28 protein-coding genes are annotated in these 24,551 nt (G+C 72.3%); 12 read left to right on the forward strand and 16 right to left on the reverse strand.

Annotation, left to right across the window (positions count from 1 at the left end; all coding sequences use genetic code 11):
- Positions 1-140: 140 nt before the first annotated feature.
- The 3 genes from dapF to miaA all read right to left on the reverse strand — a co-directional run bounded on the left by dapF (position 141) and on the right by miaA (position 2,620).
- Positions 141-1,022: a diaminopimelate epimerase gene (gene dapF / locus EV284_RS23515; RefSeq protein WP_130337382.1), complete on the reverse strand. Its 882-nt coding sequence runs from the start codon at positions 1,020-1,022 to the stop codon at positions 141-143.
- A gap of 51 nt (positions 1,023-1,073) precedes the next feature.
- Positions 1,074-1,574 carry a hypothetical protein gene (locus tag EV284_RS23520; protein WP_130337517.1) on the reverse strand — a complete coding sequence of 167 codons (501 nt, stop codon included), beginning with the start codon at positions 1,572-1,574 and terminating at the stop codon, positions 1,074-1,076.
- Between the two features lie 107 nt (positions 1,575-1,681).
- Positions 1,682-2,620 (reverse strand): tRNA (adenosine(37)-N6)-dimethylallyltransferase MiaA, encoded by a 939-nt coding sequence (miaA, locus tag EV284_RS23525; protein ID WP_130337384.1) that lies wholly within the window; start codon positions 2,618-2,620, stop codon positions 1,682-1,684.
- A gap of 181 nt (positions 2,621-2,801) precedes the next feature.
- Here miaA and EV284_RS23530 point away from each other — a divergent pair, with 181 nt between their 5' ends.
- Positions 2,802-3,065: an antitoxin gene (locus tag EV284_RS23530; protein ID WP_130337386.1), complete on the forward strand. Its 264-nt coding sequence runs from the start codon at positions 2,802-2,804 to the stop codon at positions 3,063-3,065.
- On the opposite strand, the gene EV284_RS23535 is transcribed toward EV284_RS23530, so the two are convergent.
- The 3 genes from EV284_RS23535 to EV284_RS23545 form a co-directional block, all read right to left on the reverse strand.
- The gene (locus EV284_RS23535; RefSeq protein WP_130337388.1) at positions 3,062-3,763 is read right to left on the reverse strand and encodes a hypothetical protein; all 702 of its coding nucleotides are present in this window, start codon (positions 3,761-3,763) and stop codon (positions 3,062-3,064) included. The two genes, EV284_RS23530 and EV284_RS23535, sit on opposite strands and share 4 nt — an antisense overlap.
- A gap of 70 nt (positions 3,764-3,833) precedes the next feature.
- Complete coding sequence (gene miaB / locus EV284_RS23540; RefSeq protein ID WP_130337390.1) at positions 3,834-5,360, reverse strand: tRNA (N6-isopentenyl adenosine(37)-C2)-methylthiotransferase MiaB; 1,527 nt, start codon at positions 5,358-5,360, stop codon at positions 3,834-3,836.
- A 77-nt stretch (positions 5,361-5,437) separates the two neighbouring features.
- Positions 5,438-5,842: a MazG nucleotide pyrophosphohydrolase domain-containing protein gene (locus EV284_RS23545; RefSeq protein ID WP_130337392.1), complete on the reverse strand. Its 405-nt coding sequence runs from the start codon at positions 5,840-5,842 to the stop codon at positions 5,438-5,440.
- A 121-nt stretch (positions 5,843-5,963) separates the two neighbouring features.
- Between EV284_RS23545 and EV284_RS23550 the strand changes: the two genes are divergently transcribed.
- Entirely contained in the window at positions 5,964-6,980 is a 1,017-nt protein-coding gene (locus tag EV284_RS23550) for a TAXI family TRAP transporter solute-binding subunit (RefSeq protein WP_130337394.1), read from the forward strand.
- On the opposite strand, the gene EV284_RS23555 is transcribed toward EV284_RS23550, so the two are convergent.
- Together EV284_RS23555 and EV284_RS23560 are read right to left on the reverse strand one after the other, a co-directional pair.
- The gene (locus EV284_RS23555) at positions 6,959-8,392 is read right to left on the reverse strand and encodes a HAMP domain-containing sensor histidine kinase (RefSeq protein WP_130337396.1); all 1,434 of its coding nucleotides are present in this window, start codon (positions 8,390-8,392) and stop codon (positions 6,959-6,961) included. The genes EV284_RS23550 and EV284_RS23555 overlap by 22 nt on opposite strands.
- A 9-nt stretch (positions 8,393-8,401) precedes the next feature.
- Entirely contained in the window at positions 8,402-9,091 is a 690-nt protein-coding gene (locus EV284_RS23560; protein ID WP_130337398.1) for a response regulator transcription factor, read from the reverse strand.
- A 292-nt stretch (positions 9,092-9,383) separates the two neighbouring features.
- Between EV284_RS23560 and EV284_RS23565 the strand changes: the two genes are divergently transcribed.
- From EV284_RS23565 to EV284_RS23595, 8 genes are all read left to right on the forward strand, one after another.
- Positions 9,384-10,160 (forward strand): amino acid ABC transporter ATP-binding protein, encoded by a 777-nt coding sequence (locus tag EV284_RS23565; protein ID WP_086693898.1) that lies wholly within the window; start codon positions 9,384-9,386, stop codon positions 10,158-10,160.
- A gap of 143 nt (positions 10,161-10,303) precedes the next feature.
- Positions 10,304-11,134, forward strand: coding sequence for a glutamate ABC transporter substrate-binding protein (locus EV284_RS23570; protein WP_130337400.1), 831 nt, complete (start codon positions 10,304-10,306; stop codon positions 11,132-11,134).
- A 137-nt stretch (positions 11,135-11,271) separates the two neighbouring features.
- Positions 11,272-11,937 (forward strand): amino acid ABC transporter permease, encoded by a 666-nt coding sequence (locus tag EV284_RS23575; protein ID WP_130337402.1) that lies wholly within the window; start codon positions 11,272-11,274, stop codon positions 11,935-11,937.
- On the forward strand, positions 11,934-12,824 hold the full coding sequence (locus EV284_RS23580) for an amino acid ABC transporter permease (protein WP_130337404.1): 891 nt from the start codon (positions 11,934-11,936) through the stop codon (positions 12,822-12,824). Before EV284_RS23575 ends, EV284_RS23580 begins: the two co-directional genes overlap by 4 nt.
- 233 nt (positions 12,825-13,057) lie before the next feature.
- Positions 13,058-14,677: an FAD-dependent monooxygenase gene (locus EV284_RS23585; RefSeq protein ID WP_130337519.1), complete on the forward strand. Its 1,620-nt coding sequence runs from the start codon at positions 13,058-13,060 to the stop codon at positions 14,675-14,677.
- Positions 14,678-14,754: 77 nt separating this feature from the next.
- A complete protein-coding gene (locus EV284_RS33710; RefSeq protein ID WP_346009815.1) occupies positions 14,755-14,841 on the forward strand; it encodes a putative leader peptide in 87 nt (28 codons plus the stop codon).
- 65 nt (positions 14,842-14,906) lie between these two features.
- The gene (locus EV284_RS23590) at positions 14,907-15,437 is read left to right on the forward strand and encodes a cysteine dioxygenase (RefSeq protein ID WP_130337406.1); all 531 of its coding nucleotides are present in this window, start codon (positions 14,907-14,909) and stop codon (positions 15,435-15,437) included.
- The gene (locus tag EV284_RS23595) at positions 15,428-15,847 is read left to right on the forward strand and encodes a rhodanese-like domain-containing protein (protein ID WP_130337521.1); all 420 of its coding nucleotides are present in this window, start codon (positions 15,428-15,430) and stop codon (positions 15,845-15,847) included. Before EV284_RS23590 ends, EV284_RS23595 begins: the two co-directional genes overlap by 10 nt.
- Positions 15,848-15,900: 53 nt before the next feature.
- Here the strand turns inward: EV284_RS23595 and recX are convergent, their stop codons facing one another.
- The 3 genes from recX to EV284_RS23610 all read right to left on the reverse strand — a co-directional run bounded on the left by recX (position 15,901) and on the right by EV284_RS23610 (position 19,240).
- Positions 15,901-16,695 carry a recombination regulator RecX gene (gene recX, locus EV284_RS23600; RefSeq protein ID WP_130337408.1) on the reverse strand — a complete coding sequence of 265 codons (795 nt, stop codon included), beginning with the start codon at positions 16,693-16,695 and terminating at the stop codon, positions 15,901-15,903.
- A gap of 3 nt (positions 16,696-16,698) precedes the next feature.
- Positions 16,699-17,835 (reverse strand): recombinase RecA, encoded by a 1,137-nt coding sequence (gene recA / locus EV284_RS23605; RefSeq protein ID WP_130337410.1) that lies wholly within the window; start codon positions 17,833-17,835, stop codon positions 16,699-16,701.
- Between the two features lie 262 nt (positions 17,836-18,097).
- Complete coding sequence (locus tag EV284_RS23610) at positions 18,098-19,240, reverse strand: MFS transporter (protein ID WP_165425625.1); 1,143 nt, start codon at positions 19,238-19,240, stop codon at positions 18,098-18,100.
- 38 nt (positions 19,241-19,278) lie between these two features.
- Here EV284_RS23610 and EV284_RS23615 point away from each other — a divergent pair, with 38 nt between their 5' ends.
- A complete protein-coding gene (locus tag EV284_RS23615) occupies positions 19,279-19,869 on the forward strand; it encodes a CGNR zinc finger domain-containing protein (RefSeq protein ID WP_130337412.1) in 591 nt (196 codons plus the stop codon).
- Between the two features lie 55 nt (positions 19,870-19,924).
- Here the strand turns inward: EV284_RS23615 and EV284_RS23620 are convergent, their stop codons facing one another.
- Both EV284_RS23620 and EV284_RS23625 read right to left on the reverse strand, forming a co-directional pair.
- Positions 19,925-21,070: an AI-2E family transporter gene (locus EV284_RS23620; protein ID WP_242625804.1), complete on the reverse strand. Its 1,146-nt coding sequence runs from the start codon at positions 21,068-21,070 to the stop codon at positions 19,925-19,927.
- A gap of 301 nt (positions 21,071-21,371) precedes the next feature.
- On the reverse strand, positions 21,372-21,566 hold the full coding sequence (locus EV284_RS23625; RefSeq protein WP_031183082.1) for a DUF3046 domain-containing protein: 195 nt from the start codon (positions 21,564-21,566) through the stop codon (positions 21,372-21,374).
- A 79-nt stretch (positions 21,567-21,645) separates the two neighbouring features.
- On the opposite strand from EV284_RS23625, the gene EV284_RS23630 reads away from it, so the two are divergent.
- Positions 21,646-22,590, forward strand: coding sequence for a hypothetical protein (locus EV284_RS23630; protein WP_207229112.1), 945 nt, complete (start codon positions 21,646-21,648; stop codon positions 22,588-22,590).
- An 8-nt stretch (positions 22,591-22,598) separates the two neighbouring features.
- Here EV284_RS23630 and EV284_RS23635 read toward each other — a convergent pair whose 3' ends face one another.
- The 3 genes from EV284_RS23635 to EV284_RS23645 are packed head-to-tail and all read right to left on the reverse strand — an operon-like array spanning position 22,599 to position 24,537.
- On the reverse strand, positions 22,599-22,907 hold the full coding sequence (locus EV284_RS23635) for an AzlD domain-containing protein (RefSeq protein WP_130337415.1): 309 nt from the start codon (positions 22,905-22,907) through the stop codon (positions 22,599-22,601).
- On the reverse strand, positions 22,904-23,611 hold the full coding sequence (locus EV284_RS23640) for an AzlC family ABC transporter permease (protein WP_347402203.1): 708 nt from the start codon (positions 23,609-23,611) through the stop codon (positions 22,904-22,906). Before EV284_RS23640 ends, EV284_RS23635 begins: the two co-directional genes overlap by 4 nt.
- Complete coding sequence (locus EV284_RS23645; RefSeq protein ID WP_130337417.1) at positions 23,554-24,537, reverse strand: AraC family transcriptional regulator; 984 nt, start codon at positions 24,535-24,537, stop codon at positions 23,554-23,556. The genes EV284_RS23640 and EV284_RS23645 overlap by 58 nt, the downstream gene beginning before the upstream one ends.
- Positions 24,538-24,551: the final 14 nt, after the last annotated feature.

Raw genomic sequence — 24,551 nt, forward strand, 5'->3', positions numbered from 1 at the left:
GATCACCCATTCGAGCGACGGAACGGAGGTTTAGATTTTGCGCCACGTGCCCTCCCGTCGGCCGCGGTTTCGAACGGCCTCGCTGTCGAAGAACGGCTGGTCCTCGGCGTACGGAGCCATCGGGGCACGGTCCGCCCAGGTCAGCGGGGTGCGTTTTCCAGCCACTCGGCCTCGAACCCGCCCTCGGCGACGATCACGGCGGGGCCCGTCATCTCGATCTCACCATCCGGTCGTTCGGTGATGACCAGCCGCCCGCCGGGCACGTCCACGGTGTACGTCGCCGGGGTTCCGGTGACGGCAGGGTCGGCGCCGTCGCGCCGGGCGGCGGCCACGGCGACGGCGCACGCGCCCGTGCCGCACGAACGGGTCTCCCCGGAGCCGCGCTCGTGCACACGCATGGCGACGTGGCCGGGGGCCCGGTCGACGACGAACTCCACGTTGACGCCGTCCGGGTAGGCGCCGGCCGGCCCGACCTGCGGCGCGGTGTACAGGTCGCCGGCGTGCGCGAGGTCGTCCACGAAGGCGACGGCGTGCGGGTTGCCCATGTTCACGTTCCGCGCGGGCCAGCTCCGCGCACCGACGCCGACCGTGACCTCGGCCTCGGGCAGCCGGGCCCGGCCCATGCCGACGGTGACGTCTCCGGCGCCGGCGTCGTCCTTGGCGATGTGGACGCGCTTAACGCCCGCGCGCGTGGCGATGGTGAGGTCGCCTTCGCCCACGTGTCCGGCGTGCTGGAGGTAGCGCGCGAACACCCGCACCCCGTTGCCGCACATCTCGGCGACCGAGCCGTCCCCGTTGCGGTAGTCCATGAACCACTCGGCCTCGCCGGCCATGTCGCGGGCCTCGGGGTGCGCGGCGGAGCGCACCACGTGCAGCACCCCGTCGCCGCCGATGCCGGCCCGGCGGTCGCAGAGCGCGGCCACGGCGGCGGGCGTCAGGTCGAGGGCGTTCTCCGGGTCGGGCACGATCACGAAGTCGTTCTCGGTGCCGTGCCCCTTGAGGAATGCGATCCGCGTGCTCATCCCTCGATCGTACGGGGTGTCCCGGACACCGTCCGAGGACGGCCGGGGGCGCTAGCGCAGGCGGGCGACCCGCCATACGGCGAGGACCGCGACGACGCCCACGAGCAGCGCGTAGGAGAGGGCGACGCGCCAGTCGGCGCGGCGGCCGGAGCCGCGCGGGGGCAGGCCGGGCCAGGTGTAGCCGACGCGGCGGGCGGCCATCATGCCCCAGCCGGCGGCACAGGAGCAGATGAGCAGTCCCAGCATGGCGATGACCGCGCCGCTGTCGCCGAAGTCGAAGGCGAGCGGGAAGGCGAACATCAGCGAGCCGAGCGCGGCCAGGCCCACGATGGGCGCCAGCTGCCAGATGCGCAGCCGCCGCTGGGGGCGCAGTTCGACCTCGACCTCGGGGCCGCCCGCGAACATCTCCTCGGGCGTGGGTCCGTCGGCGACGACCACGATCGGGATGTCGTCCGGGCCGTCGTCGGTCAGACGGTCCTCGACGCCGGGCTCGTCACCGTCGGTGGTGAGGTGCTCGGTGCCTGCTGCGGTGTCACGAGGGCCGGCCTCCATCGCCACGCGCCCTCCCAACTAGGACTTCACTGGTCGATCGAAGCTCGATGATGGCACGGCGCCGGAGGCCGGGCTGACCGGTGGCGCATCCCGATGCCAGGACGTGATCAGGCTGTGACCGGTCGTTCGACCAACGTCAACGCCCGCCCCGGAAGTTCCCCTCGGTCCGCCGCGGCCCCGCTGAGCCAGTGGACCCTGGGGTCGCGCCGGAACCAGGTGTCCTGGCGGCGCGCGAAGCGCTTGGTGGTGCGCACGGTCTCCACGCGCGCCTCCTCCTCGGTGCACTGGCCGGCGAGCGCGTTGAGCACCTGCTGGTACCCGAGGGCGCGGGACGCGGTGCGGCCCTCGCGCAGCCCCTGGGCCTCCAGCGCGCGTACCTCGTCCACGAGCCCGGCCTCCCACATGAGGTCGACGCGGCGGGCGATGCGCTCGTCCAGTTCGGGGCGGGCGACGTCGACGCCGATCTGGAGGGTGTCGTAGACCGAGTCGTGGCCGGGGAGGTTGGCGGTGAAGGGGCGCCCGGTGATCTCGATGACCTCCAGGGCGCGGACGATGCGGCGGCCGTTGCTGGGCAGGATGGCGCGCGCGGCCTCGGGGTCGGCGGCGGCCAGGCGGGCGTGCAGGGCGCCGGGGCCGCGCAGGGCCAGCTCGTCCTCCAGGCGGGCCCGGACCTCGGGGTCGGTGCCGGGGAACTCCAGGTTGTCGACGGCGCCGCGCACGTACAGTCCGGAGCCGCCGACCAGGATCGGCCAGCGGCCCTCCGCGAGGAGGGCGTCGATGCGGGCGCGGGCCAGCTTCTGGTACTCGGCGACGGAGGCGGCGACCGTCACGTCCCAGATGTCGAGCAGATGGTGCGGGACCCCGCCGCGTTCTTCGGGGGTGAGTTTGGCGGTGCCGATGTCCATGCCCCGGTAGAGCTGCATCGAGTCGGCGTTGATGACCTCGCCGCCGAGCTGCTGGGCCAGGAAGACACCGAGGTCGGACTTTCCGGCCGCGGTGGGGCCGACGACGGCGATGACACGGGGGGCGGGGGATGCACTGCTCACCGCACCAGTCTCGCAAACCTCGCGGCCGCGCCGGTGGCCGACGGTCGATGACGCGCGGCCGCACGGGCAGGGGTTACGGGTGTGGTCCGGGTGATCGCGTGGTGTCACGCCCCCTGGGAAGGGGTAGCGTCGCACACAAACGTCGCATCACGCGTATGTGGGTTGTTCCGGAAGGTGGATCATGGGTCTGTTCGACGATGTGAAGGCCGCGCTCGGCCCGGCCAAGGACAAGGTGACGGACCTGGCCCGGCAGCACGGCGACGCGGTGCAGGACGGTCTCGACAAGGCCGCGCAGTTGGTCGACGAGCGGACCAAGGGCAAGTACACCGACAAGATCCACGCCGGTACGGACAAGGCGAAGGAAGCGGTGGACCGTCTCGGCCAGGAGGGCCGCAAGCCCACGGAGGGCCCGCAGACCCCGCCCCGGACGACGCCGAAGGGCTAGCTCCAGGCGGCGACGAGGTAGCCGACGCCGTACGGCGCCTCGTCGTACAGCAGGGTGCCGTCCAGGCCCGCGCCCTCGGCCGCCGCGGCGAGGACCTGCCAGGGGGCTCGGCCGGACGCATGGAGTTCGCGGGCCAGGCCGGTGTCGAGTGCGGCGAGGGCCGCGAGGTCGGCAGCGCCCAGGGCGCGGGCGGCCTCGGCGTCGAGGGGGGCCGCGCGGTCGTCGAGGTAGCCGGGGGCCTTGAGCGTGCGGGAGGCGCTGCCGTCGCCCATCACGAACAGGGCGGTCCGGTCGTTCCCGCCGGCGATCTCCGCGCCGAGTCCGGCGCACTGTCCAGGGGGGAGATCGGCGGCCACGGCCACTCCCTCGACCGGTACGTCCGTCCAGCCGGTCCAGGCGAGCAGCCAGGCGGCGACGGCCAGGGAGGCGGGCAGCTCCGGACCGGGCGCGCCCTCGGGGCCGAGCCGCACAGCCAGATCGACGCCGAAGTCCCGGAAGGAACCCCGGGTGCCCTGCGGGTAGTGCCCGCCCTCCTCGGCGGGGCCGAGGACCACCAGGCGGTCGGGGCGGGCGGCGGCGAGCACACCGAGCGCGTCCGCGCAGGCGGCTCGGGCGGCGTCCAGTTCGGGCGCGGCGCCCGCGGCGACCTCGGGGACCAGCAGCGGTGGACAGGGGCAGACGGCGGCTGCGACAAGCATGATCGGCAGCGTAACCCGCCTCACCCCCGGCCCGCGCACGCCGTGGACCGGGGGTGAGGCGCGGTACGGGTCAGTCGCAGCCGCAGCCGCTCGTGGCGGCCGGCAGCGGCGCGGGGACACCGATCTTCGGCAGGCCGAGCATGACGCCGGCCTTCTCGGCGGTCTCGGCCGCGTTGCGCTTCTGCCAGGCGTCGCCCGCGCGCGTGCGGCGCACGGCGAGGACGGGGCCTTCGGCGAGCAGGTGGTGCGGGGCCGCGTAGGTCACCTCGACGGTGACGACGTCGCCGGGGCGCACCTCCTCGTCCGGCTTGGTGAAGTGGACCAGGCGGTTGTCGGGGGCGCGGCCGGAGAGGCGGTGGGTGGCGCCGTCCTTGCGGCCCTCGCCCTCGGCGACCATCAGCTCCAGCGTGCGGCCGACCTGCTTCTTGTTCTCCTCCCAGGAGATCTCCTCCTGGAGGGCGACGAGGCGCTCGTAGCGCGCCTGCACGACCTCCTTGGGGATCTGGCCCTCCATGGTCGCGGCGGGGGTGCCGGGACGCTTGGAGTACTGGAAGGTGAACGCCTGGGCGAAGCGGGCCTCGCGGGCCACCTGCATGGTCTGCTCGAAGTCCTCCTCGGTCTCGCCGGGGAAGCCCACGATGATGTCGGTGGTGATGGCCGCGTGCGGGATGGCGGCGCGGACCTTCTCGATGATGCCGAGGTAGCGCTCCTGCCGGTACGAGCGGCGCATCGCCTTCAGGACGGTGTCCGAGCCGGACTGGAGCGGCATGTGGAGCTGCGGCATCACGTTCGGCGTCTCCGCCATGGCGGCGATCACGTCGTCGGTGAAGTCGCGGGGGTGCGGGGAGGTGAAGCGGACGCGCTCCAGGCCCTCGATCTTTCCGCAGGCCCGCAGCAGCTTGCTGAACGCCTCGCGGTCACCGATGTCGGAGCCGTAGGCGTTGACGTTCTGCCCGAGCAGCGTGATCTCGCTGACGCCCTCGGCGACCAGCGCCTCGATCTCGGCGAGGATGTCGCCGGTCCTGCGGTCCTTCTCCTTGCCGCGCAGCGCCGGGACGATGCAGAAGGTGCAGGTGTTGTTGCAGCCGACGGAGATGGACACCCAGGCCGCGTACGCGCTCTCGCGCCGGGTGGGCAGGGTGGAGGGGAACGCCTCCAGCGACTCGGCGATCTCGACCTGCGCCTCCTCCTGGACGCGGGCGCGCTCCAGCAGGACGGGCAGCTTGCCGATGTTGTGCGTACCGAAGACGACGTCGACCCAGGGCGCCCGCTTCACGATGGTGTCGCGGTCCTTCTGCGCGAGACAGCCGCCGACCGCGATCTGCATCCCGGGGCGCGACACCTTGCGGGGCGCGAGCCGGCCGAGGTTGCCGTAGAGCCGGTTGTCCGCGTTCTCGCGGACCGCGCACGTGTTGAACACGACCACGTCGGCATCCCCGTCCGAACCCTCGGGCGCCCGTACGTAACCGGCGTCCTCGAGCAGCCCGGACAATCGCTCGGAGTCGTGGACGTTCATCTGGCACCCGTAGGTGCGCACCTCGTACGTCTTGGCTTCTCGAACGTCCACTGCCGGGCTCCGGTCGCTGCTGGTGGTCATGGGTCAAGGGTAGGCGGTCCCCGGAGGCCCTCCGTCCCCGCTCCCGGCGGCCCGTGACCGGGGACACAGCCGGGCCGTCAGCGCTCGGCCGGGGTCCATCCCTGGCGGCGCAGCACCGCCGACACGTCGGGTGCCCGGTAGTGGTCGCCCTTGAGGACCTTGCCGTCCTCGCGGCGGCTGATCTCGCCCGAGGGGCCCACCTTGCTCATGTTGGCGCGATGGATCTCGGCGATGACCTCGTCGAGGTCGATGCCGTGGACCAGCGCGGTGCCGTAGGCGACGTAGACCACGTCGGCCAGTTCCTGCGCGAGGTGGTCGAGCGGGCCGGTGACCGAGACCTCGGCCACCTCCGCGGCCTCCTCGGCGAGCAGTTCCCCCCGGTGTGCGGCGAGTTCGGGACTGATCTCGGTGGGTACGGCGCGGGCGTCGAGACCGAAGGCGCGGTGGAACTCGCTGACGAGACGGGCGGGAGAAGTGCTCATGCGGCGACTGTAACCGCCGCCTCCGACACCCCCGCCGGTTGTCCACAGGCGGCCGGAGAGACGGTCGTGCGGTTGTCCACAGCCCTGGTCCGGCCGCTTCCGGCCTGGCAGGATCGCCCGCATGTCCAAGGTGTTCCCGTTCGCCGAGATCTCCGCCCGGCTGCCCGGCCGGCGCCGCCTGCTGTGGGCGTCGGGCGTGGGAGTCGTGGTGCTCGGCCTGCTGCTCTGGTGGCTGGCACCGCTCGGCGAGAAGCCGCCGAGCGGGACGATCGTGTTCAGCACCGGCACCACCCGCGGGGTGTACGAGGAGTACGGCCGCCGTCTGCGCAACGAGTTGGCGAGGGACATGCCGGGTCTGACGGTGAAGCTCACCAGCAGCGCCGGCTCGCAGGAGAACGTGCAGCGGGTGGCGTCCGGCAAGGCCGACTTCACCATCGCGGCGGCCGACGCGGTGCAGACGTACGAGCAGGCGCACCCCGCCGAGCACCGGCTGCGGGGGGTGGCCCGGCTCTACGACGACTATGTGCAGCTCATCGTGGCGCCCGGCGCCAAGATCGACAGCGTCGCCGACCTCCGGGACAAGCGGGTGGCCACCGGCCTGCCCAACTCCGGTGTGCGGCTGATCGCGAACGGGGTGCTGAAAGCCGCCGGGATCGACCCCGAGAAGGACATCGTCCCGGTGTCCGCGGGGATCGACACCGGTCCGGACATGCTGGCGGACCACGACATCGACGCGTTCTTCTGGTCCGGCGGCCTGCCCACCGGCGGGCTGACCGAGCTGGCGGACAAGTCGGGGTTCCGGTTCATACCGATAGAGGGGAAGCTCGTCTCCCAATTGCACGCCGAGGGCGAGCCGGCCCGCTACTACCGCGCCACCAACATGCCCGAATCGGCGTATCCGCTCGTCCAGGGCGGCTCCACGGTGGCCACCATCGCGGTGTCCAACCTGCTGTTGACGCGCTCGGACCTGGACCCGAGGCTCACGGAGTGGATCACCCGCATCGTGATCAAGAGCCGGGACGACATAGGCAAGCACGTGCACTCCGCACAGCGCGTGGACCTGCGCACCGCCATCTACACCGACCCGCTCCCCCTGCACACCGGCGCCAGGCGCTACTACCGCTCCGTCAAGCCCTGACGGGGACCGGGCACGGCGGCGTACCGGGGCAGGGTGACGGTGACCCGCAGACCCCCGGGCTCGTGGTGGCCGTAGGCGATCGAGCAGCCCGTCGCGGCGAGCAGGGCGCGGGTGATGGACAGGCCCAGTCCTGAGCCCTTGATGTTCTGATGCCGTCCGCTGCGCCAGAACCGGTCCCCCACGCGCTCGAGTTCCTCGTCGGTCAGGCCCGGCCCGGTGTCGGTGACCTGGACGGTGGTGGTGTCACCGCTCGCGAGGACACCGACCTCGACCGTGCCGTGCTCGGGGGTGAACTTGACGGCGTTGTCGATCACCGCGTCCAGCGCGCTGGACAGGGAGATCGCGTCGGCCCAGGCAGTCGTGGGCGGGCAGTCGCCGACCAGCCGGACGCCCTTGGCCTCGGCGGTCGGTGTCCAGGCGGCGACCCGTTCCCCGGCCAGCGCGCCGATGTCGGTCAGCCGGGCCTCGGTCTCGGCGTGCTCGGCCAGCGCCAGGTCGAGCAGGTCGTCCAGCACCTGGGCCAGCCGCTTGCCCTCGGTGCGCACGGAGGCGATCTCCTCGTTGCCCTCGGGGAGTTCGAGAGAGAGCAGTTCGATCCGCAGCAACAGAGCCGAAAGGGGGTTGCGCAGTTGATGGGAGGCATCCGCGACAAAGGCGCGCTGCTGCTCCAGCACGTCCTCGACGTTGTCCGCCATCTCGTTGAACGACCGTGCCAGCCGTCGCAGTTCGGGCGGCCCGCCGCCGACCGCGACGCGGGACTTCAGGCGTCCGGTGGCGATGTCGTGGGTGGTGGCGTCCAGGACCCGCACCGGCCGGAGCACCCAGCCGGTCAGCCGCAGCGCCGCGCCCACCGCGAGCAGCATCGCCGCGATCTCCCCGGCCGCGATCAGCGCCCAGCCGCGCAGCACCCGCCACCGCATCTGCTCGGTGGGCGAGTCGGTGACGACGACCGCCACCACGTCCCCGTCCCGGATGACCGGCGAGGCGACCACGAGCCGGGTCCGCTGCCAGGGCCACACCTGTCCGGGGTCGTGGCTGCGGCGGCTGAGCAGCGCCTCATCGAAGGCCGCCCGGACCGCCCCCTCCTGCGGTACGAACCAGTCGCCGGGTGCGTTGACCATGGCGGACCGGTCGCTGTAGAAGACACCGGCACGGATGTCGTAGACGCCGTGGTAGCTCTCCAGCTCGCGGTGGAGGGTCTGGAGGCGCTCGTCGGGGGCGGTGGAGCGGCTGCCGCTCGGGGTGTCGGTGACGAACTGGGCGAGCGCGGCGAAGCGCGCGGTGTCGTCTATCCGGTCCACGATGACGCGCTGCTGCTCGGCCGCGGCCACGCTGACGGCGAGCGGTACGCCGAGCGCGAGGAGGACGGCCGCCATCAGCACGATGAGCAGCGGCAGGAGCCGAGTGCGCACCCGGCCCCGCTATCCGGCCGGGGCGACGAGCCGGTAACCGACCCCGCGCACGGTCTCGATCAGCGCGGGCATGCGCAGCTTGGCGCGCAGCGACGCCACGTGCACCTCCAGCGTGCGCCCGGTCCCTTCCCAACTGGTGCGCCACACCTCGCTGATGATCTGCTCGCGCCGGAACACCACGCCGGGCCGCTGGGCGAGCAGCGCGAGCAGGTCGAACTCCTTGCGGGTCAGCGCGACGGTGGCGCCGGCCACGCTGACCTGCCGGGTGGGCAGTTCGATGCGGACCGTGCCGAGCAGCAGGGCGGCGCTGTCGTCACCGGTCACGGCGTCCTCGGGGACGGTGCGGCGGCTCACCGCGTGGATGCGGGCGAGGAGTTCACCGGTGTCGTACGGCTTCACCACGTAGTCGTCGGCGCCCAGGTTGAGCCCGTGGATGCGGGAGCGGATGTCGGAGCGGGCGGTGACCATGATGACCGGGGTGCCGGTGCGCTTGCGGATCTTGCCGCAGACCTCGTAGCCGTCCTGGTCGGGCAGGCCGAGGTCGAGAAGGATCACGCCGAAGCCGGGGCCCTCGGGGACGAGCGCCTGGAGTGCCTCCTCGCCGCTGCGGGCGTGGGTGACGTCGAAGCCGTGCCGGGCGAGGACCGCGGAGAGGGCCGCGGCGACGTGGTTGTCGTCCTCGACGAGCAGCAGTCTCATCCCGGCCCCCTTCAGTTCGTCGTGCGTACCGTCCGGGTTCTTCTCGGACGCGTACCGATGGTGCGCGCGTGTGCACCATGCAGTGACGCCGATGAAGGACGACGCAGTCAAGAGCGTTCCGGTTGCCCAGGACTTCCGTTATCCGGCCGATACGCGCACAGAACGCAAGTGCTACGACACGTGTCCGATTGCTATCGGATCGTGATGCTCAGATTCACCTCAGATGTGGTGACGCCGAGGCGTGGTCGTCACTACTGTCCACCGAAACCGAGGAGGACGGAGCCCGAGAGCGATGACCGAAGTAGCGGTGGCCAAGGAAGACGTGGCCGCGTCCGACGACCTGGTCGTCCTGAAGAGCGTCAACAAGCACTTCGGCGCGTTGCATGTGCTCCAGGAGATCGACCTGACGATCGGCCGTGGTGAGGTCGTCGTGGTCATCGGGCCGTCCGGGTCCGGCAAGTCGACTCTGTGCCGCACCATCAACCGTCTGGAGACGATCGACTCCGGCAGCATCACCATCGACGGCAAGCCGCTGCCCCAGGAGGGCAAGGCGCTGGCCCGGCTGCGGGCGGACGTCGGGATGGTGTTCCAGTCCTTCAACCTCTTCGCGCACAAGACCGTGCTCGAGAACGTGATGCTGGGCCAGCTCAAGGTCCGCAAGACGGACAAGAAGAAGGCCGAGGAGCAGGCACGCGCCCTGCTCGACCGGGTCGGCGTCGGCAGCCAGGCCGACAAGTACCCGGCGCAGCTGTCCGGCGGCCAGCAGCAGCGTGTGGCCATCGCGCGGGCGCTGGCGATGGGCCCGAAGGTGATGCTCTTCGACGAGCCCACGTCGGCCCTCGACCCCGAGATGATCAACGAAGTCCTCGAGGTCATGCAGCAGTTGGCCCGTGAGGGCATGACGATGGTCGTCGTCACCCACGAGATGGGCTTCGCCCGCTCGGCCGCCAACCGCGTGGTCTTCATGGCGGACGGCCGGATCATCGAACAGGCCGCCCCCGAGCAGTTCTTCAGCAATCCGCGCAGCGACCGGGCCAAGGACTTCCTGTCCAAGATCCTGCACCACTGAGCCCCGGGCCGGGTCCCCGCACCGACCGTGCCGTCCCGGCCGCCCGGATCTCCGGGCGGCCCGGTGCCGTCCGCGCGGCGGCCCGCGTCCTCGCGCTCCCTCTCACGTTCGCTCCGTCACGCATCACGCAAAGGATGTCCACCATGAAGCTCCGCAAGGTCACCGCCGCCTCCGCCGTCGTGCTGGCGCTCGCCGTGTCCGTCACCGCGTGCGGCGGCGACAAGAAGGACGACGCCTCGGGCGGCAAGAAGATCAAGATCGGTATCAAGTTCGACCAGCCGGGTCTCGGTCTGAAGCAGCCCGACGGCTCCTTCTCCGGCTTCGACGTGGACGTGGCCACCTACGTCGCCAAGCAGCTCGGTTACCAGCCGAACCAGATCGAGTGGGTCGAGACCAAGAGCGCCGACCGCGAGAACGCCCTCCAGCGCGGCGACGTGAAGTTCATCGCGGCCACCTACTCCATCACGGACGAGCGCAAGCAGAAGGTGGACTTCGCCGGCCCGTACCTGCTGGCCCACCAGGACCTGCTGGTGAAGAAGGGCTCCGACATCACCAAGGGCACGGACCTCAACAGCAAGAAGCTGTGTTCCGTGACCGGTTCGACCTCGGCGCAGAACGTCCAGAAGACGATCGCCCCGAAGGCCAACCTGCGTCCCCTGTCCGGCTACTCGGAGTGCGTCGCCGGCCTGCAGAGCGGCGCCGTGGACGCACTGACCACGGACGACTCGATCCTCGCGGGCTTCGCCGCGCAGGACAAGTACAAGGGCCAGTTCCAGCTCGCGGGCCTGAAGCTCAGCAACGAGAACTACGGCATCGGCGTCAAGAAGGGCGACTCCGCGACCGTCGACAAGATCAACAAGGCGCTGGAGAAGATGGTCTCCGACAAGTCGTGGGACAAGGCCGTCGCGAAGAACTTCGGGCCGGCCCACTACAAGAACGAGCCCGCCCCGAAGATCGGCGACATCGTCAAGTAGTCCCGGCACCACGACGCGAGGACCTGGCGGGCTCCGCACGGTCCACGGTCCCCGGCCCGCGCCGCCGTCCACCGCTTCCCGGACGGCGGCGCGCCCCGACCACCCCGTAGGCCACACACCCGGAAGCGCGGGAGAACGTGTTCGACTTTCTTGAAGGCTACGACGTCCTGGGGGCGTTCTGGACGACGGTGCAGCTCACCGTCTTCTCCGGCGTCGGCTCCCTCGTCTGGGGCATCCTGCTGGCAGGCATGCGGGTCAGCCCTGTCCCGCTGATGCGCGGGTTCGGCACCGCCTACGTCAACATCGTGCGGAACATCCCGCTGACGATCATCATCCTGTTCACCTCACTCGGCCTCGCCGACATCTTCGGCGTCACCATGGGCGCCGAGGACTTCAAGATCCAGGGCTTCCGGCTCGCGGTCCTCGGACTGATCGCCTACACGGCGGCGTTCGTGTGCGAGGCGATCCGCTCCGGCATCAACACGGTGCCGCTCGGGCAGGCCGAGGCGGCCCGCGCCATCGGGCTGAGCTTCTCCCAGACGCTGCGGCTGATCGTGCTCCCGCAGGCGTTCCGCGCGGTCATCGGCCCGCTGGCCAACGTCCTGATCGCCCTGACCAAGAACACCACGGTGGCGGCCGCCATCGGCGTGGCCGAAGCCGCCACCCTGATGAAGACGATGATCGAGAACGAGGCCCAGACCCTCGCCATCGGCACCGTCTTCGCCCTCGGCTTCGTGGTACTGACCCTGCCGACCGGTCTCCTCCTGGGCTGGCTCGGCAAGCGACTGGCGGTGAAGCGATGAGTTCCGTCCTCTACGACACGCCCGGCCCCCGCGCCCGGGCGCGCAACGTCGTCCTGTCGGTCGTCTTCTTCGTCCTGCTCGGCCTGGTGCTGTGGTGGGCCGCGTTGAAGCTGGACGACAAGGGCCAGTTGGCGTGGGCGCTGTGGAAGCCCTTCACCACCAGCGAGGCCTGGACCACCTACCTGCTCCCCGGCCTCGGCAACACCCTGAAGGCCGCCGCGCTGTCCATGGTGATCGCGCTGCCCCTGGGCGCGATATTCGGCATAGCCCGGATGTCCGACCACCGCTGGGTGCGCATACCGGCGGGCGTGGTCGTGGAGTTCTTCCGCGCCATCCCGGTGCTGCTGCTGATGCTGTTCGCCGGCGAGTTCTACGTCCGCTCCACCGACATCCCCAGTGACTCCCGGCCGCTGTACGCCGTGATCACCGGCCTGGTGCTGTACAACGCCTCGGTGCTGGCCGAGGTGGTCCGGGCGGGCATCCTCTCGCTGCCGAAGGGGCAGACGGAGGCCGCGTACGCCATCGGTCTGCGCAAGGGCCAGACGATGGCGGGCATCCTGCTGCCGCAGGCCGTCACCGCGATGCTCCCGGCCATCGTCAGCCAGCTCGTGGTGATCGTGAAGGACACGGCGCTCGGCGGGGTCATGCTCCAGTTCACCGACCTGCTCAACGCCCGCAGCACCCTGGCGGCCAACTACGCCAACGTCATCCAGAGCTTCGCCGTGGTGGCGGTCCTCTACATCGTGCTGAACTTCCTGCTCACCTCCTTCGCCTCCTGGCTGGAGGGGCGGCTGCGCCGCAGCACGCGCGGTACCGGCGCGGTGCTCGGGGCCGGCACGGTCGAGGACCTCAACGCGGGCGACGCCGGCGGTGCGGTGCCCGTCTGACACCTGCTCAGGCAGACCTCCGGGGGCCGGGACGGCGCGTACACGCCGTCCCGGCCCCCCATTGCGGTCCTGGGTTCCGTGCCCGATCCTGGTCGGGTGATCGCCACGGGCCCCGGTCACTTGACGCATACTCTGCCAATGGGTTGCATACGTTCTGTGATCGTGCACCCCGCTTCACCTTCCTGTTCCCGCGTGTTCGTCGAGGCATCGTCATGGGCAGGGGGCGCCACACCGTGGACCCGGTGATCATCGTCGGAGCGGGGCCCGTCGGGCTCACGCTCGCCCTGGCCCTGGCCCGCCAGGAGGTGCCGTCCGTCGTCCTCGACGAGACCGGCGGCAAGGACGAGCCCCGACCGGCGCGCACCGTCGTCCTGCGCGAGGACACCGCGGCACTCCTGGAGCGGCTGACCGCGGTCCGGGCGGGTGACCTGGGGCTGCGCTGGAGCGGCTGGCGCTCGCAGCGGCGCAGGCAGGTGGTGGGCGAGATCGCCTTCGCGGCCGGGGACCCCGCGCCGCTCCACATCGAACAGCACGTCCTCACCGCCGCTCTGCGCGCGGCCGCCGACGCGGAACCGCTGGTCGAGGTCGCCCAGGACAGCCGTCTCGACTCCCTCGAACAGGAGCGCTCCGGCGTCACCGCGCACACCCGCGGCCCGCGAGGCACCTGGTGGCGGGGCAGTCATCTGGTCGGCTGCGACGGCCCCCGCTCCACGGTCCGCAAGCTGATGGACATCCGCTTCCCCGGCCGAACGGCGGTGGAGCGGCACGCCGTCGCCACCCTGCGCGTCGAACTCCCATGGGAGGGCAGCGCGTTGCTGCACCGGATGCCTCCGTGGCGGTCCTCCGGTCATCCCTCCACGGAGGTCAGCGCCCGGCCGCTGCCGGACAGCACCTGGCGCCTGGACTGGCTGCTGCCGGCCGGCCGGGACCTGATCACGCCCGAGTTCCTGGTGAGCAACATCCGCAAGACCCTCGCGGGCTGGTCCGGGGGCGCGGTCCCGGCCTACGACCTCCTCGACACCGGTGTGCACGCCGTCCACCACCGGCTGGCCCGCCGCTGGCGCTCCGGCCGGGTCTTCCTCGCCGGGGACGCCGCCCACCTGCTGGGCGCGCTCGGCACCCAGGGCCTCGACGAGGGGCTGCGGGACGCCGACAACCTCGCCTGGAAGCTGGCCGTCGCCTGGCACCACGGCGCGCACGAGGCGCTGCTCGACAGCTACCAGGCCGAGCGGCGCGCGGTGGTCGCCGCCCGGCTGCGCGCCGCCGACCAACTGCTCCCGGTGCTGCGCGGCAGCGGCGGACTGCGGGGTTACGTGCCCGGTGCGTCCCGCAACCAGGACACCCTGGTGACGGACGGTCACCTGGGGCGCGGTGCGCTCGGCGAGCCGGGGGCGTACGCCGCCTCGCCGCTCGCGCCCCGCTATCTGGAGGGCGAGATCCCGGTCGACACCGAGCCGGGCGCGCCTGTCACGGATGTACGGGTGACGGCGGAGGACGGTTCCTTCGTACGGCTGCGCGACCGGCTGGGCCGGGGGGCGCTGCTCGTCGTCCTGATCGCGCCGGGTACGGGGGTGTGGGACCGCAAGCACTGGATGTCCGCGGGGGTCATGCCCCGGCTGGCGGCCGCGGTGACCGCGCTGCCGCACCGGGCGGAGCTGCTGGTGGCCGAGAGCTATCCGGGAGCCCCGGCCCACAGCGTGCTCCTGATCCGGCCGGACGGCCATCTGGTCACCGCGCTCAGCGGGGTACGGCCCGCCGATCTGTACGCGGCGGCGGAGGCCGCGCTCGGGGGCGCGGTGCCGCTGGAGGACGCCCTGAAGGAGGAGGCGGAGGCCGGTTCGGGGGCGCGCTGACCTCGGGCGCGGCCCCTCGCTGTCCACATGATGACGACCGATTGACCGGAGTGCGGCGGCATGCTGTACTCCGAATCGTGACCGACACCCATGTATGCCTGTGGCGGAGGGTCCATATGGACCTGCTCCGCTACGCGGGCTGCGTGTGTCGCCCGTCCTGCTGAATTCGCATCCCTTCTCCGGGCGCCGTCGCGCGCCCGTTCGGCGAACCCTCTTCAGGACGGTGCACGTGTCTGTCTCCCCCCTCACCTCCCCCGCGCCCGCCTCGGCACCCAGCCAGGCCGAGCTGCTCGACTTCGTCCGGCGCACCGCCGCCGACGCGGAACTGATCGCCTCCCTCCCCCTCGACCCCGAGGGCCGCACCTGGCTGCGGCTGGAGGGACCGGGCGGCAGCGAGGCGTGGTTGATCGGCTGGCCACCCGGCACCGGAACCGGCTGGCACGACCACGCGGACTCGGTCGGCGCCTTCCTCACCGCGTCCGGCGAGCTGCACGAGAACTCGCTGGCCGCCCGGCTGCCCACGGACGGCTGGCGGACCCTGGAACTCACCGGGGACGTGGACCGCGAACGCCGCCTCGGCGCCGGCCATGGCCGCACGTTCGGCCGGGACCATGTGCACGAGGTGTTCAACGACTCCCCCGACCGGCACGCGGTCTCGGTCCACGCCTACTACCCGCCGCTGCCGCGCATCCGGCGCTACAGCCGCACCGGTCAGACGCTCCGGCTGGAGCAGGTCGAGCGCCCCGAGGACTGGCAGTGAGCGGCGACGGCGACGCGCTGCGTCCGGTCGGGATCGACGAGTTGCTGGAGCGGGTCCGCTCCGGCTACCGGCGCATCGAGCCCCGAGCGGCGCACGAGGCGGCCCGTGACGGCGAGGCCCTGCTGGTCGACATCCGGTACGCGGCACTGCGCGACCGGGACGGACTGATCCCCGGTGCCCTGGTGATCGAGCGCAACGAGCTGGAGTGGCGCCTCGATCCGCAGGGCAGCCACCGGGTGCCGGAGGCCACGGGACACGATCTGCGGGTCGTGATCATCTGCAACGAGGGTTACGCGTCCAGCCTCGCGGCTGCCTCCCTGCACCAGCTCGGCCTGCGCCGCGCGACCGACCTGGCGGGCGGCTTCCAGGCGTGGCGCGCGGCGGGGCTGCCGGTGGAGCCGGCGGCCTGAGCGGTACGTCCGCTCGGGGCCCGGTGCCCTGAGCGGACCTTCCTGTCCGCCCGTCAGAAATCGCCCTCCGCCAGAAACTCCGTGTCCTCGCCCTCTTCCTCCAGCGCCTGACGGACGACGCGGAGGGCCATGCCCTCGGGATACCCCTTGCGGGCGAGCATCCCGGCGAGGCGGCGGAGCCGTTTGTCCCGGTCGAGCCCACGGGTGGCACGCAGCTTGCGGTCCACCAGCTCGCGGGCGGTCGACTCCTCCTGCTCGGAGTCGAGCTGTCCCACCGCCTCGTCGATCAGCGCCGAGTCGACGCCCTTGGTGCGCAGCTCACGGGCGAGGGCGCGACGGGCCAGCCCCCGGCCGTGGTGCCGCGACTCCACCCAGGCGTCCGCGAAGGCGCTGTCATTGATCAGTCCGACCTCCTCGAACCGCGACAGCACCTCCTCGGCGACCTCGTCCGGGATCTCCCGCTTGCGCAGAGCGTCCGCGAGCTGCTTGCGGGTGCGCGGGGTTCCGGTGAGCAGGCGCAGACAGATGTTCCGCGCCTTCTCGGCCGGGTCCGCCTCCGTGGAGGACACCCCTTGCCCGGCCCTCGACGAGCGCGGGGTGTCCTCGTCCGTGCCGGCGGGCTCCCCGAAGCCGCGCCGCCGACGGCCGCGCCGGGAGGAACCGCCCCCGTGGGGCCCCTCCGAGCCTGTGCCGTCCCACCCGGACCGGCGTGGTGCCGGGTGGCTGTCCTCGAGTCCGTCCGCGTCGTCACCGGGCGCGGCCGTGGCCGGATCGCGGCCGATGCCCCTCCCCCGTGGGGCACCGGACGCGGAGTGGTCGTACTCGGCCCAGTCGGTTCGTCGCGTCACGGGTCAGCTCTTGGCTGCGGCGGCCTTGGGCTTGGTGGCCTTGGCCGGGGCGGGGACCGCCTTGGCGTCCGTGGCCTTCTCGCCGGCGCCCGGTGCGGTGACCGCGGCGGCGTCCGTGCCCGGCTCGACGGCGGGCTTCTCGGGACGCACTCCGACGCCCAGCTTCTCCTTGATCTTCTTCTCGATCTCGTTGGCGAGGTCGGGGTTGTCCTTGAGGAAGTTGCGGGCGTTCTCCTTGCCCTGCCCGAGCTGGTCGCCCTCGTACGTGTACCAGGCACCGGCCTTGCGGACGAAGCCGTGCTCCACGCCCATGTCGATCAGACCGCCCTCGCGGCTGATGCCCTGGCCATAGAGGATGTCGAACTCGGCCTGCTTGAACGGCGGGGCGACCTTGTTCTTGACGACCTTGCAGCGGGTGCGGTTGCCGACCGCGTCCGTGCCGTCCTTCAGGGTCTCGATGCGGCGGATGTCGATGCGCACCGAGGCGTAGAACTTCAGCGCGCGGCCACCGGTCGTGGTCTCCGGCGAGCCGAACATGACGCCGATCTTCTCGCGGAGCTGGTTGATGAAGATCGCGGTCGTCTTGGACTGGTTGAGCGCGCTGGTGATCTTCCGCAGGGCCTGGCTCATCAGGCGGGCCTGGAGACCCACGTGGCTGTCGCCCATCTCGCCCTCGATCTCCGCGCGCGGGACGAGCGCGGCGACGGAGTCGATGACGATGAGGTCGAGCGCGCCGGAGCGGACCAGCATGTCCACGATCTCCAGCGCCTGCTCGCCGTTGTCCGGCTGGGACAGGATCAGGTTGTCGATGTCGACGCCGAGCTTCTTCGCGTACTCGGGGTCGAGGGCGTGCTCCGCGTCGATGAAGGCGACCTGGCCGCCGGCCTTCTGCGCGTTGGCCACGGCGTGCAGGGTGAGGGTCGTCTTACCGGAGGACTCCGGGCCGTAGATCTCCACGACACGGCCGCGCGGCAGACCACCGACGCCGAGAGCCACGTCGAGGGCGGTCGAGCCGGTCGGGATGACCTCGATGGGCTCCATCGACCGCTCGCCCATGCGCATCACTGCGCCCTTGCCGAATTGTCGTTCAATCTGTGCGAGCGCGGCGTCGAGCGCCTTCTCGCGGTCGGTTCCTGCCATGGGTTCCACCCGGTTTGCTTGAGTCGATCGCTTCACGTCAAAGACGCTAACGCCTGCCACTGACAACGCGCCCCGACGCCGGCCCGGCCTGTGGATAACTGGGGTACATCCCTACCCGAACCGTACGTAAATGCCTGCCGTCGGCCTCGCCTGCGCTTCCATGAGAATGGATGTTCGATTTCCATGTCAAGCACGTCGGACCCCGGCGAGTCCGGTGCGGTCGAGGGCGCTCAGCCCGGCTGCCGAAGGCACTGCGGGAGCCCTACACCCGCCCCGAGCGCCTGAGGCAGGCCACAGCGGCAACCCCCGCGGCCAGCAGCAGAGCACCCGGCAGAGAACGCGCCGCGAGCGGCCCCGCGAGCGCGGCTCCCACGGCGAAGCCAGTGATCTTCACACTCGCCCCCGTCGTGAAGATCTGGCCGCGCAGACGGTCAGGGGACTCGCGGTGGCGGACGGCGAACAAGGCGGTCAGCTGCGGGCCCTCGCCGGCGCCGATCAGCAGCGCGGCCCCGACGAGCACGGCCGGCCGGCCCGCTGTCGCCGCCAGCGCCAACCCGGCGGCCTGCACCACCGCACCCAACCGGATCACGGCATCCGGCGCCATCACCAGGCGGGGCGGCACCGCGTTGGCCACCAGCCCCGCCCCCGCCGCGCACGACAGCAACACCGCCCCGCGCGCGGCCCCGCCCAGCACCCGCTCCCCCAGCAGGGGAACGCAGGCCGTCAGCACCCCCTGCGCCACACAGCAGCTCACCGAAGTGAAGGTCGCCCGCGTCAGAGCGGGATTCCCCAGTACGAACCGCACCCCAGCGGCAAAGCCCCCGCCGGCCGCCTCCCGGCCGGCCGACGCCCTGGGCAACCCCAACGCCACAGGCACGGCCGCCCAGATCAGCACCTCGGCGACCACCACAGCACCAGCGGCCCCCATGCCCTGCGCCACACCCCCCGCCAGCGCGGAACCGGCCAGGCTCGCCGCCCCGAACGTCATGGCATCAAGGGCAATCGCCCGCCCCGGCACCCCACCGGGCACCACTCGGGGCAACTGCGCCGTCCACCCACCCGCGACAGCCGGTCCCGTCACCCCGGCCACCACGGCCAGCCCCAGCACCACGGCGAAGGGAACCCGGCCGAGCCCGAGCAGCACCAGTGCCAATCCTCCGCCGTGAAGACAGAGCGCCCCCGCCAGCAACCACCCCGGCCGCTCCACCCGATCGAGCGCCAGCCCCAGTACCGGCCCACCCACCACAGCGGCGATCGTGACCCCCGCGAGCAGCGCCGATCCCGCAGCGGCCGAACCCGTAACCGCGAACCCGGCCAGCATCAGCGCGGGCCCCGACATCTCGTCCCCCACGCGAGCGGCCACCGCGCCCGCAAGGTAAGCGGCAAGCCCGTAACGCTTTTTCACCGCACCGACGTTACGGAGGTAACTCAAATCTCCGCAATATGCGTTACATTCGCCCCGTGTCCTCCAGCCCCGCCCCCGACGACTGGTCCACCCGCCACTCGGTGCTGACGACGGCCCAGCGCACCGCCGACCTGATCAACGCCCTCGCCGACGACGACTCGGCCCCGGCAGGCGTAACAGCCGTCCTGCGCGCATACGGCGAGGCGGACGTCGACCTCTCCTCGCGCGAGGTCGCCGAGATGCGCGTAGCCGCGGCCCGGCTGCGCGAGGTCTTCGCCGCCGAGGACACCGGCACCGCCGCCGCGACCCTCGACCGCCTGCTGCACGCGCACACAGGCCGCCTCAGGCTCTCCTCCCACGACGGCACCACCCCCTGGCACCCTCACCTTGACCGCACCGACGACGCCCCCTGGGCCGAGTGGCTGCTGGCCTCCTCCTGCCTGGCCCTCACCGTCCTGCTCTGGGACCGCCAGCGCCCGCCGGGCGGCACCTGCGCCTCTCCGAGCTGCGACAACGTCTACGTCACCCAGGGCAGCGGCCCGCCCCGCCGCTACTGCTCGCGCCGGTGCGCCACCCGGGAGCGCGTGGCGGCCCACCGCCGCGCCCGCGCCGAGCGGGAAGACCCTTAGGGGGTGCTCCCCGAGCCGGGCGCCCCCCGAACTTCGCGGACCGGGAAACACACCCCTAGTCCCCGAGGCCCTCCGAGTCCCGCTCCGCAGAGCGCGGGCGCCCCAGGCGGAGGCGGAGGAAGGAGTCCGGGCGGCCCTGCCGGCGCAGGCGGTGGCCGTGCACGCGCGGGTCGTCCGTCACGGCGTACCGCTTGACGTACGCCCCCAGGAACGCCTGGAGCGTGGCGACCGCGGGGATGGCGATCAGGGCACCCACCGCGCCGAGCAGGGCGGTGCCCACGATGACCGAGCCGAAGGCCACGGCCGGGTGGATGTCGACGGTCTTGGAGGTCAGCTTGGGCTGCAGCATGTAGTTCTCGAACTGCTGGTAGACCACGACGAAGACCAGCACCCAGACCGCGTACCAGGGCGCCACGGTGAACGCGATCAGCATCGGCAGCGCGCCCGCGAGGTAGGTGCCGATGGTCGGTACGAACTGCGAGACCAGGCCGACCCAGACGCCGAGCACGGGCGCGTAGGGCACGCCGAGGGCCTGGAGCAGGATGTAGTGCGCGACGCCGGAGATGAGGGCCATCAGGCCGCGCGAGTAGATGTAGCCGCCGGTCTTGTCGACGGCGATCTCCCAGGCGCGCAGCACCTCCGCCTGCCGCGCGGGCGGCAGCACCGAGCACAGGGCGCGGCGCAGCCGGGGGCCGTCGGCGGCGAAGTAGAACGAGAACAGGCCGACGGTGAGGATCCGGAAGAGGCCGCCGAGCACCTGCGCGGACACGTCGAGGACGCCGGCCGCGCTGTTCTGCGCGTACTTGCGCAGCCAGTCGGAGTGGAGCAGGCCCTCCTGGACGTCGACCCGGCGGATCTCCGTGTGGAAGGTCTGGTTCACCCAGTTGATGACCGAGTCCAGGTACTCGGGGAAGCCCTCGATCATCTTGATGATCTGGCCCGCGAGCATCGAGCCGAGCAGGGTGAAGAAGCCCGCGGTGACGACGGCCAGTCCGAGGAAGACCAGGAAGGTGGCGAGCCCCCGGCGCATCCCGCGCGCGGACATACGGCTGACGGCGGGCTCGATGGCGAGCGCCAGGAAGAACGCGATCAGGATGTTGAGGAGGAGCCCGGTCAGCTCGTGGAAGGCCCAGCTCCCCAGCTGGAACAGGGCGACCAGCGAGAGCGCGAGCACCAGGGCGCGCGGCAGCCAGCGCGGCATCCGGGCACTCGTGAAGGCACCGGCCGCGGGCTCACTCGGCGGCGTGCCGGCGGCACAGGCGGCCGTCCCGGCCGGAGGTGCCGTCTGCGGATCGGTCGGCTCGATGTCGTCGATGCGTGCCACGGGCCAAGTCTCGCCCACGCCACCGACAGCGCGGACCGTATGAGGGCCCGGGTGACCTACTCGGTATGTGGCCGTCAACACACCCGTCGGGGCGTCCGTCGACCGGGGGACCGGCGATGCGCGTATTTCGCCCCCGTCTTTCGGCCGATGTCGCCCGGCACCGGGCGACGACCGCGGCTCAGCGCTTGTCCCCCGGCACGTCCATCACCGTGCACACCACGCGCCACACGTCCTTGGCGTCCCAGCCTGCGTCGAGTGCCTGGTGCACCGTCCGTCCGCCCAGCTCGGACATGATGTGATCGCGCGCGAAGGAGTCGGCGTACCCCGCACCGAAGTGCTCCGCCATCCGCTGCCAGAAGACCGTCAACCGCATGCCTCAAGTATCCCGCCTCGGGGGGTGGGAGTGTCCGGGACCGTTCTCGGCGGGGTCGGGGGGCTCTACGGTCTGCTCCATGGCCGAATCAGGTGGTCCCTCACTCCCCTCCGCGCGCCCGGCGCACACCCCGCTCCTCCGCGCGGAGCGCTTCGTCTGGCTCACCGCGCGCGTGCTGGAGCAGCGGCTCTTCTCGTACCGCTTCCTGAAGGGCGGCGCGGACCCGGTGGAGCGGGCCCTGGACGCCTATCGCAACGAGGACGGCGGTTACGGCCACGCTCTGGAGCCCGACCTGCGCGGCCCGGTGAGCCAGCCGCTGCACACCGCCCGCGCGCTGCGCGTCCTGGACGCGGTGGGCCGGTGCGGCGGGCAGCGGGTGGAGCGCGTGTGCCGCTATCTGACCTCGGTGTCCACCGCGGACGGCGCCCTGCCGGCGGTCTGTCCGAGCCAGCGCGGCTATCCGGCGGCCCCCTTCGTGCCGGTGGTGGACGACCCGCCGAGCGAGCTGCTGGCGACGGGGCCGGTGGTGGGCCTGCTGCACCGCAACGAGGTGTGGCACGCGTGGCTGTTCCGGGCCACCGACTTCTGCTGGCAGGCCGTGGACGCCCTGGAGGCGTCGCACCCGCATGAGATCGGGGCCGCCGTGGCCTTCCTGGACGCCGCTCCCGACCGTGCCCGCGCGGAGGCGGCCGCCGACCGGCTCGGCCGGCTGGTGCGCGAGCGGCGGCTCGCGGCGCTGGACCCGGACCGTCTCGACACGTATCCCGCCGCCCCTGGCCACGCGCCAACCGAGCACCACTTCCCGCACGACTTCGCGCGCAGCCCCGACTCGCTCGCGCGCGCGTGGTTCACGGACGAGGAGATGGCGCGTTCGCTGGACTTCCTCGCCGCCGGGCAGGAGGAGGACGGCGGCTGGCCCGTTCGCCGGCGCCGGTGGGCACCGGCTCCCGCTCTGGAGGCGCGCGCCGGGGTGACCATCGAGGCGCTGCGCACTCTCCGGGCGTACGGCCGCTACGTCGGCTGACCCGGCGCTCAGCCGGTCAGGGCGCGTACGCCGGCGGTCACCACCACGGCCACCGCGACGACCGCCAGGAACGGCGCCCGGAGCAGCAGCGCCACGGCCGCCGCGGCCACCCCCGCGGCCCGCGCGTCCAGAACGAGGGTGTGGCCGTCGGCGAAGGTCTGCTGGGCGGTGAGCGCGGCCAGCAGGGCGACCGGCAGGAGCGCGGCGAGCTTCTTGACCAGGGGCCGTTCCACGGCGCTCGCGGGGACGAGCAGCCCGGCGAGTTTTACGGCGTAGCAGCCGAGCGCGGTGACGCCGATGGCGAGCCAGGTGTTCAAAGGTCCTCCTCGGGGGCGTCCGGCCGCCGGGCGGAGCGGGCCCGCAGACCTTGGACGAACAGGGCGAGCGGCGCCGCCAGGGCCGCCACCAGGACGGGCGCCCCGGCGGGCAGCACGGGCAGCAGGCCGAGGCCCAGGACAACCGCGAGGGCGGCGACCGCACGTTCGGTGAAGGTCGTCAGCATGGGGGCGAGCAGCGCCAGGAAGACGGCGGGTCCGGCCGCGTCCAGCCCCCAGGCGTCGGTGTCCCCGAGGGCCTGCGCACCGAGGGCGCCCAGCAGGGTGGTGAGGTTCCACAGCACGTAGAGGCTGAGCCCGGTGACGGTGAAACCGAGCCGCGCGGAGCGGCGGTCCGGCTGGGCCACGGTGACGGCGGTGGTCTCGTCGATCACCCATTGGGCGGCGAACGGCCGCAGCGCGCGCGGGAGGGCGAGCAACTGGGAGAGCCGCAGCCCGTAGAACGCGTTGCGTACGCCGAGGAAGAACGCGCCCGCCGCGGCCGTGAACGGGTTCCCCCCGGCCGCGAGCGCCCCCACCAGGGCGAACTGGGAGGCGCCGGTGAAGACCAGCAGGCTGAGTGCGCAGGTCTGGAGGAGGCCGAGTCCGCTGCCGGCCGAGGTGACCCCGAAGGCGAAGCCGGAGAGCCCTACGGCGACGCCGACCCCGAGGGCGTCCCGTACGACGGCGCTGTCCGGCTTTCCCACGTCTTCGGCGGCCCTGTCCGCGAGTGCTGTCTGTCGCTGTGCCACGCCCCGGACGCTACGGCCGCCCGCCCGGCCCCGTCTTGTACGTTCTTGCGCCCGCCCACGTTCTCGCGTTCGCGCTGGTAGGCGCCCGGCGGCACGCCGACGATGCGGGCGAAGTGGCGGTTGAGGTGGGGCTGGTCGGTGAAACCGACCAGCGCGGCGGCCTCGGCGGGCGGGGTGCCGGTGTCCAGCAGGAGCCGGGCGCGGCGCACCCGCGCGTCGGTGAGCCAGGTGTGCGGGGGCATGCCGTAGGCGTCCCGGAAGGCGCGCAGCAGGGCGAAGCGGCTGGTGCCGAGGTCGGTGGCGAGGCGCTCCAGGCCGGGCGGCTGGGCCATCCGCTCCTCCAGCACGGCACGCGCGCGTGCGGCGATCCCGGCGCCGGCCGAGCGGGTGCGGCGCTCGGGCAGCGGGCCGCCGTTGAGCCGCAGCAGCCGGGTCACCGCGACGCTCAGCAGGGTGTCGGCGGCCAGGGCGTTGCCCTCCTCGGCGGCGCGCAGCACCTGGTGGACGAGGCGGACGGTGTACGGGTCGTCCACCATCGGCGCGGCGAAGCCGGGCGTGCCCCGGATGGTGGTCGTCTCGGCCGCTATCCGGGCCACCACCTCGGGCGAGGGGTAGACCGCGCCGTACCGCCAGCCCTCGGGGACGCCCGCGCGGCCGGTGTGCGGGGTGTCCGGGTTGACCAGGGCGAGGGCGCCCGCGCCCACGGAGACGTCGGCGCCCCGGTGGTGGAAGACCTCGACGCCGTCCGCGATGGCCGCGATCACGAAGTTCTCGTGGGTGTGGCGGACGAAGGTCTTGCGGATGTAGCGGGCGCGGAGCAGGTCGACGCCGGGCAGCTCCGCGTACCGCCAGTGCCGTGCCCGCTCCCCTGAACCCGCCATACGCCCATTGTCGG

The sequence above is a fragment of the Streptomyces sp. BK022 genome (genome assembly GCF_004217355.1).
Classification (GTDB): domain Bacteria; phylum Actinomycetota; class Actinomycetes; order Streptomycetales; family Streptomycetaceae; genus Streptomyces; species Streptomyces griseoluteus.

Excerpts from the sequence above, each read along its gene's own strand:
- EV284_RS23520 (WP_130337517.1), bottom strand. The coding sequence starts at position 1,574 with ATGGAGGCCGGCCCTCGTGACACCGCAGCAGGCACCGAGCACCTCACC.
- EV284_RS23625 (WP_031183082.1), bottom strand. The coding sequence starts at position 21,566 with ATGCGGTTGACGGTCTTCTGGCAGCGGATGGCGGAGCACTTCGGTGCG.
- EV284_RS23580 (WP_130337404.1), top strand. The coding sequence starts at position 11,934 with ATGAGTTCCGTCCTCTACGACACGCCCGGCCCCCGCGCCCGGGCGCGC.
- EV284_RS23645 (WP_130337417.1), bottom strand. The coding sequence starts at position 24,537 with ATGGCGGGTTCAGGGGAGCGGGCACGGCACTGGCGGTACGCGGAGCTG.
- EV284_RS23630 (WP_207229112.1), top strand. The coding sequence starts at position 21,646 with ATGGCCGAATCAGGTGGTCCCTCACTCCCCTCCGCGCGCCCGGCGCAC.
- EV284_RS23535 (WP_130337388.1), bottom strand. The coding sequence starts at position 3,763 with ATGCTTGTCGCAGCCGCCGTCTGCCCCTGTCCACCGCTGCTGGTCCCC.
- EV284_RS23620 (WP_242625804.1), bottom strand. The coding sequence starts at position 21,070 with ATGCCGCGCTGGCTGCCGCGCGCCCTGGTGCTCGCGCTCTCGCTGGTC.
- EV284_RS23565 (WP_086693898.1), top strand. The coding sequence starts at position 9,384 with ATGACCGAAGTAGCGGTGGCCAAGGAAGACGTGGCCGCGTCCGACGAC.
- EV284_RS23530 (WP_130337386.1), top strand. The coding sequence starts at position 2,802 with ATGGGTCTGTTCGACGATGTGAAGGCCGCGCTCGGCCCGGCCAAGGAC.
- EV284_RS23560 (WP_130337398.1), bottom strand. The coding sequence starts at position 9,091 with ATGAGACTGCTGCTCGTCGAGGACGACAACCACGTCGCCGCGGCCCTC.
- EV284_RS23545 (WP_130337392.1), bottom strand. The coding sequence starts at position 5,842 with ATGAGCACTTCTCCCGCCCGTCTCGTCAGCGAGTTCCACCGCGCCTTC.
- miaB (WP_130337390.1), bottom strand. The coding sequence starts at position 5,360 with ATGACCACCAGCAGCGACCGGAGCCCGGCAGTGGACGTTCGAGAAGCC.
- EV284_RS23570 (WP_130337400.1), top strand. The coding sequence starts at position 10,304 with ATGAAGCTCCGCAAGGTCACCGCCGCCTCCGCCGTCGTGCTGGCGCTC.
- recA (WP_130337410.1), bottom strand. The coding sequence starts at position 17,835 with ATGGCAGGAACCGACCGCGAGAAGGCGCTCGACGCCGCGCTCGCACAG.
- dapF (WP_130337382.1), bottom strand. The coding sequence starts at position 1,022 with ATGAGCACGCGGATCGCATTCCTCAAGGGGCACGGCACCGAGAACGAC.
- EV284_RS23550 (WP_130337394.1), top strand. The coding sequence starts at position 5,964 with ATGTCCAAGGTGTTCCCGTTCGCCGAGATCTCCGCCCGGCTGCCCGGC.
- EV284_RS23615 (WP_130337412.1), top strand. The coding sequence starts at position 19,279 with ATGCGTTACATTCGCCCCGTGTCCTCCAGCCCCGCCCCCGACGACTGG.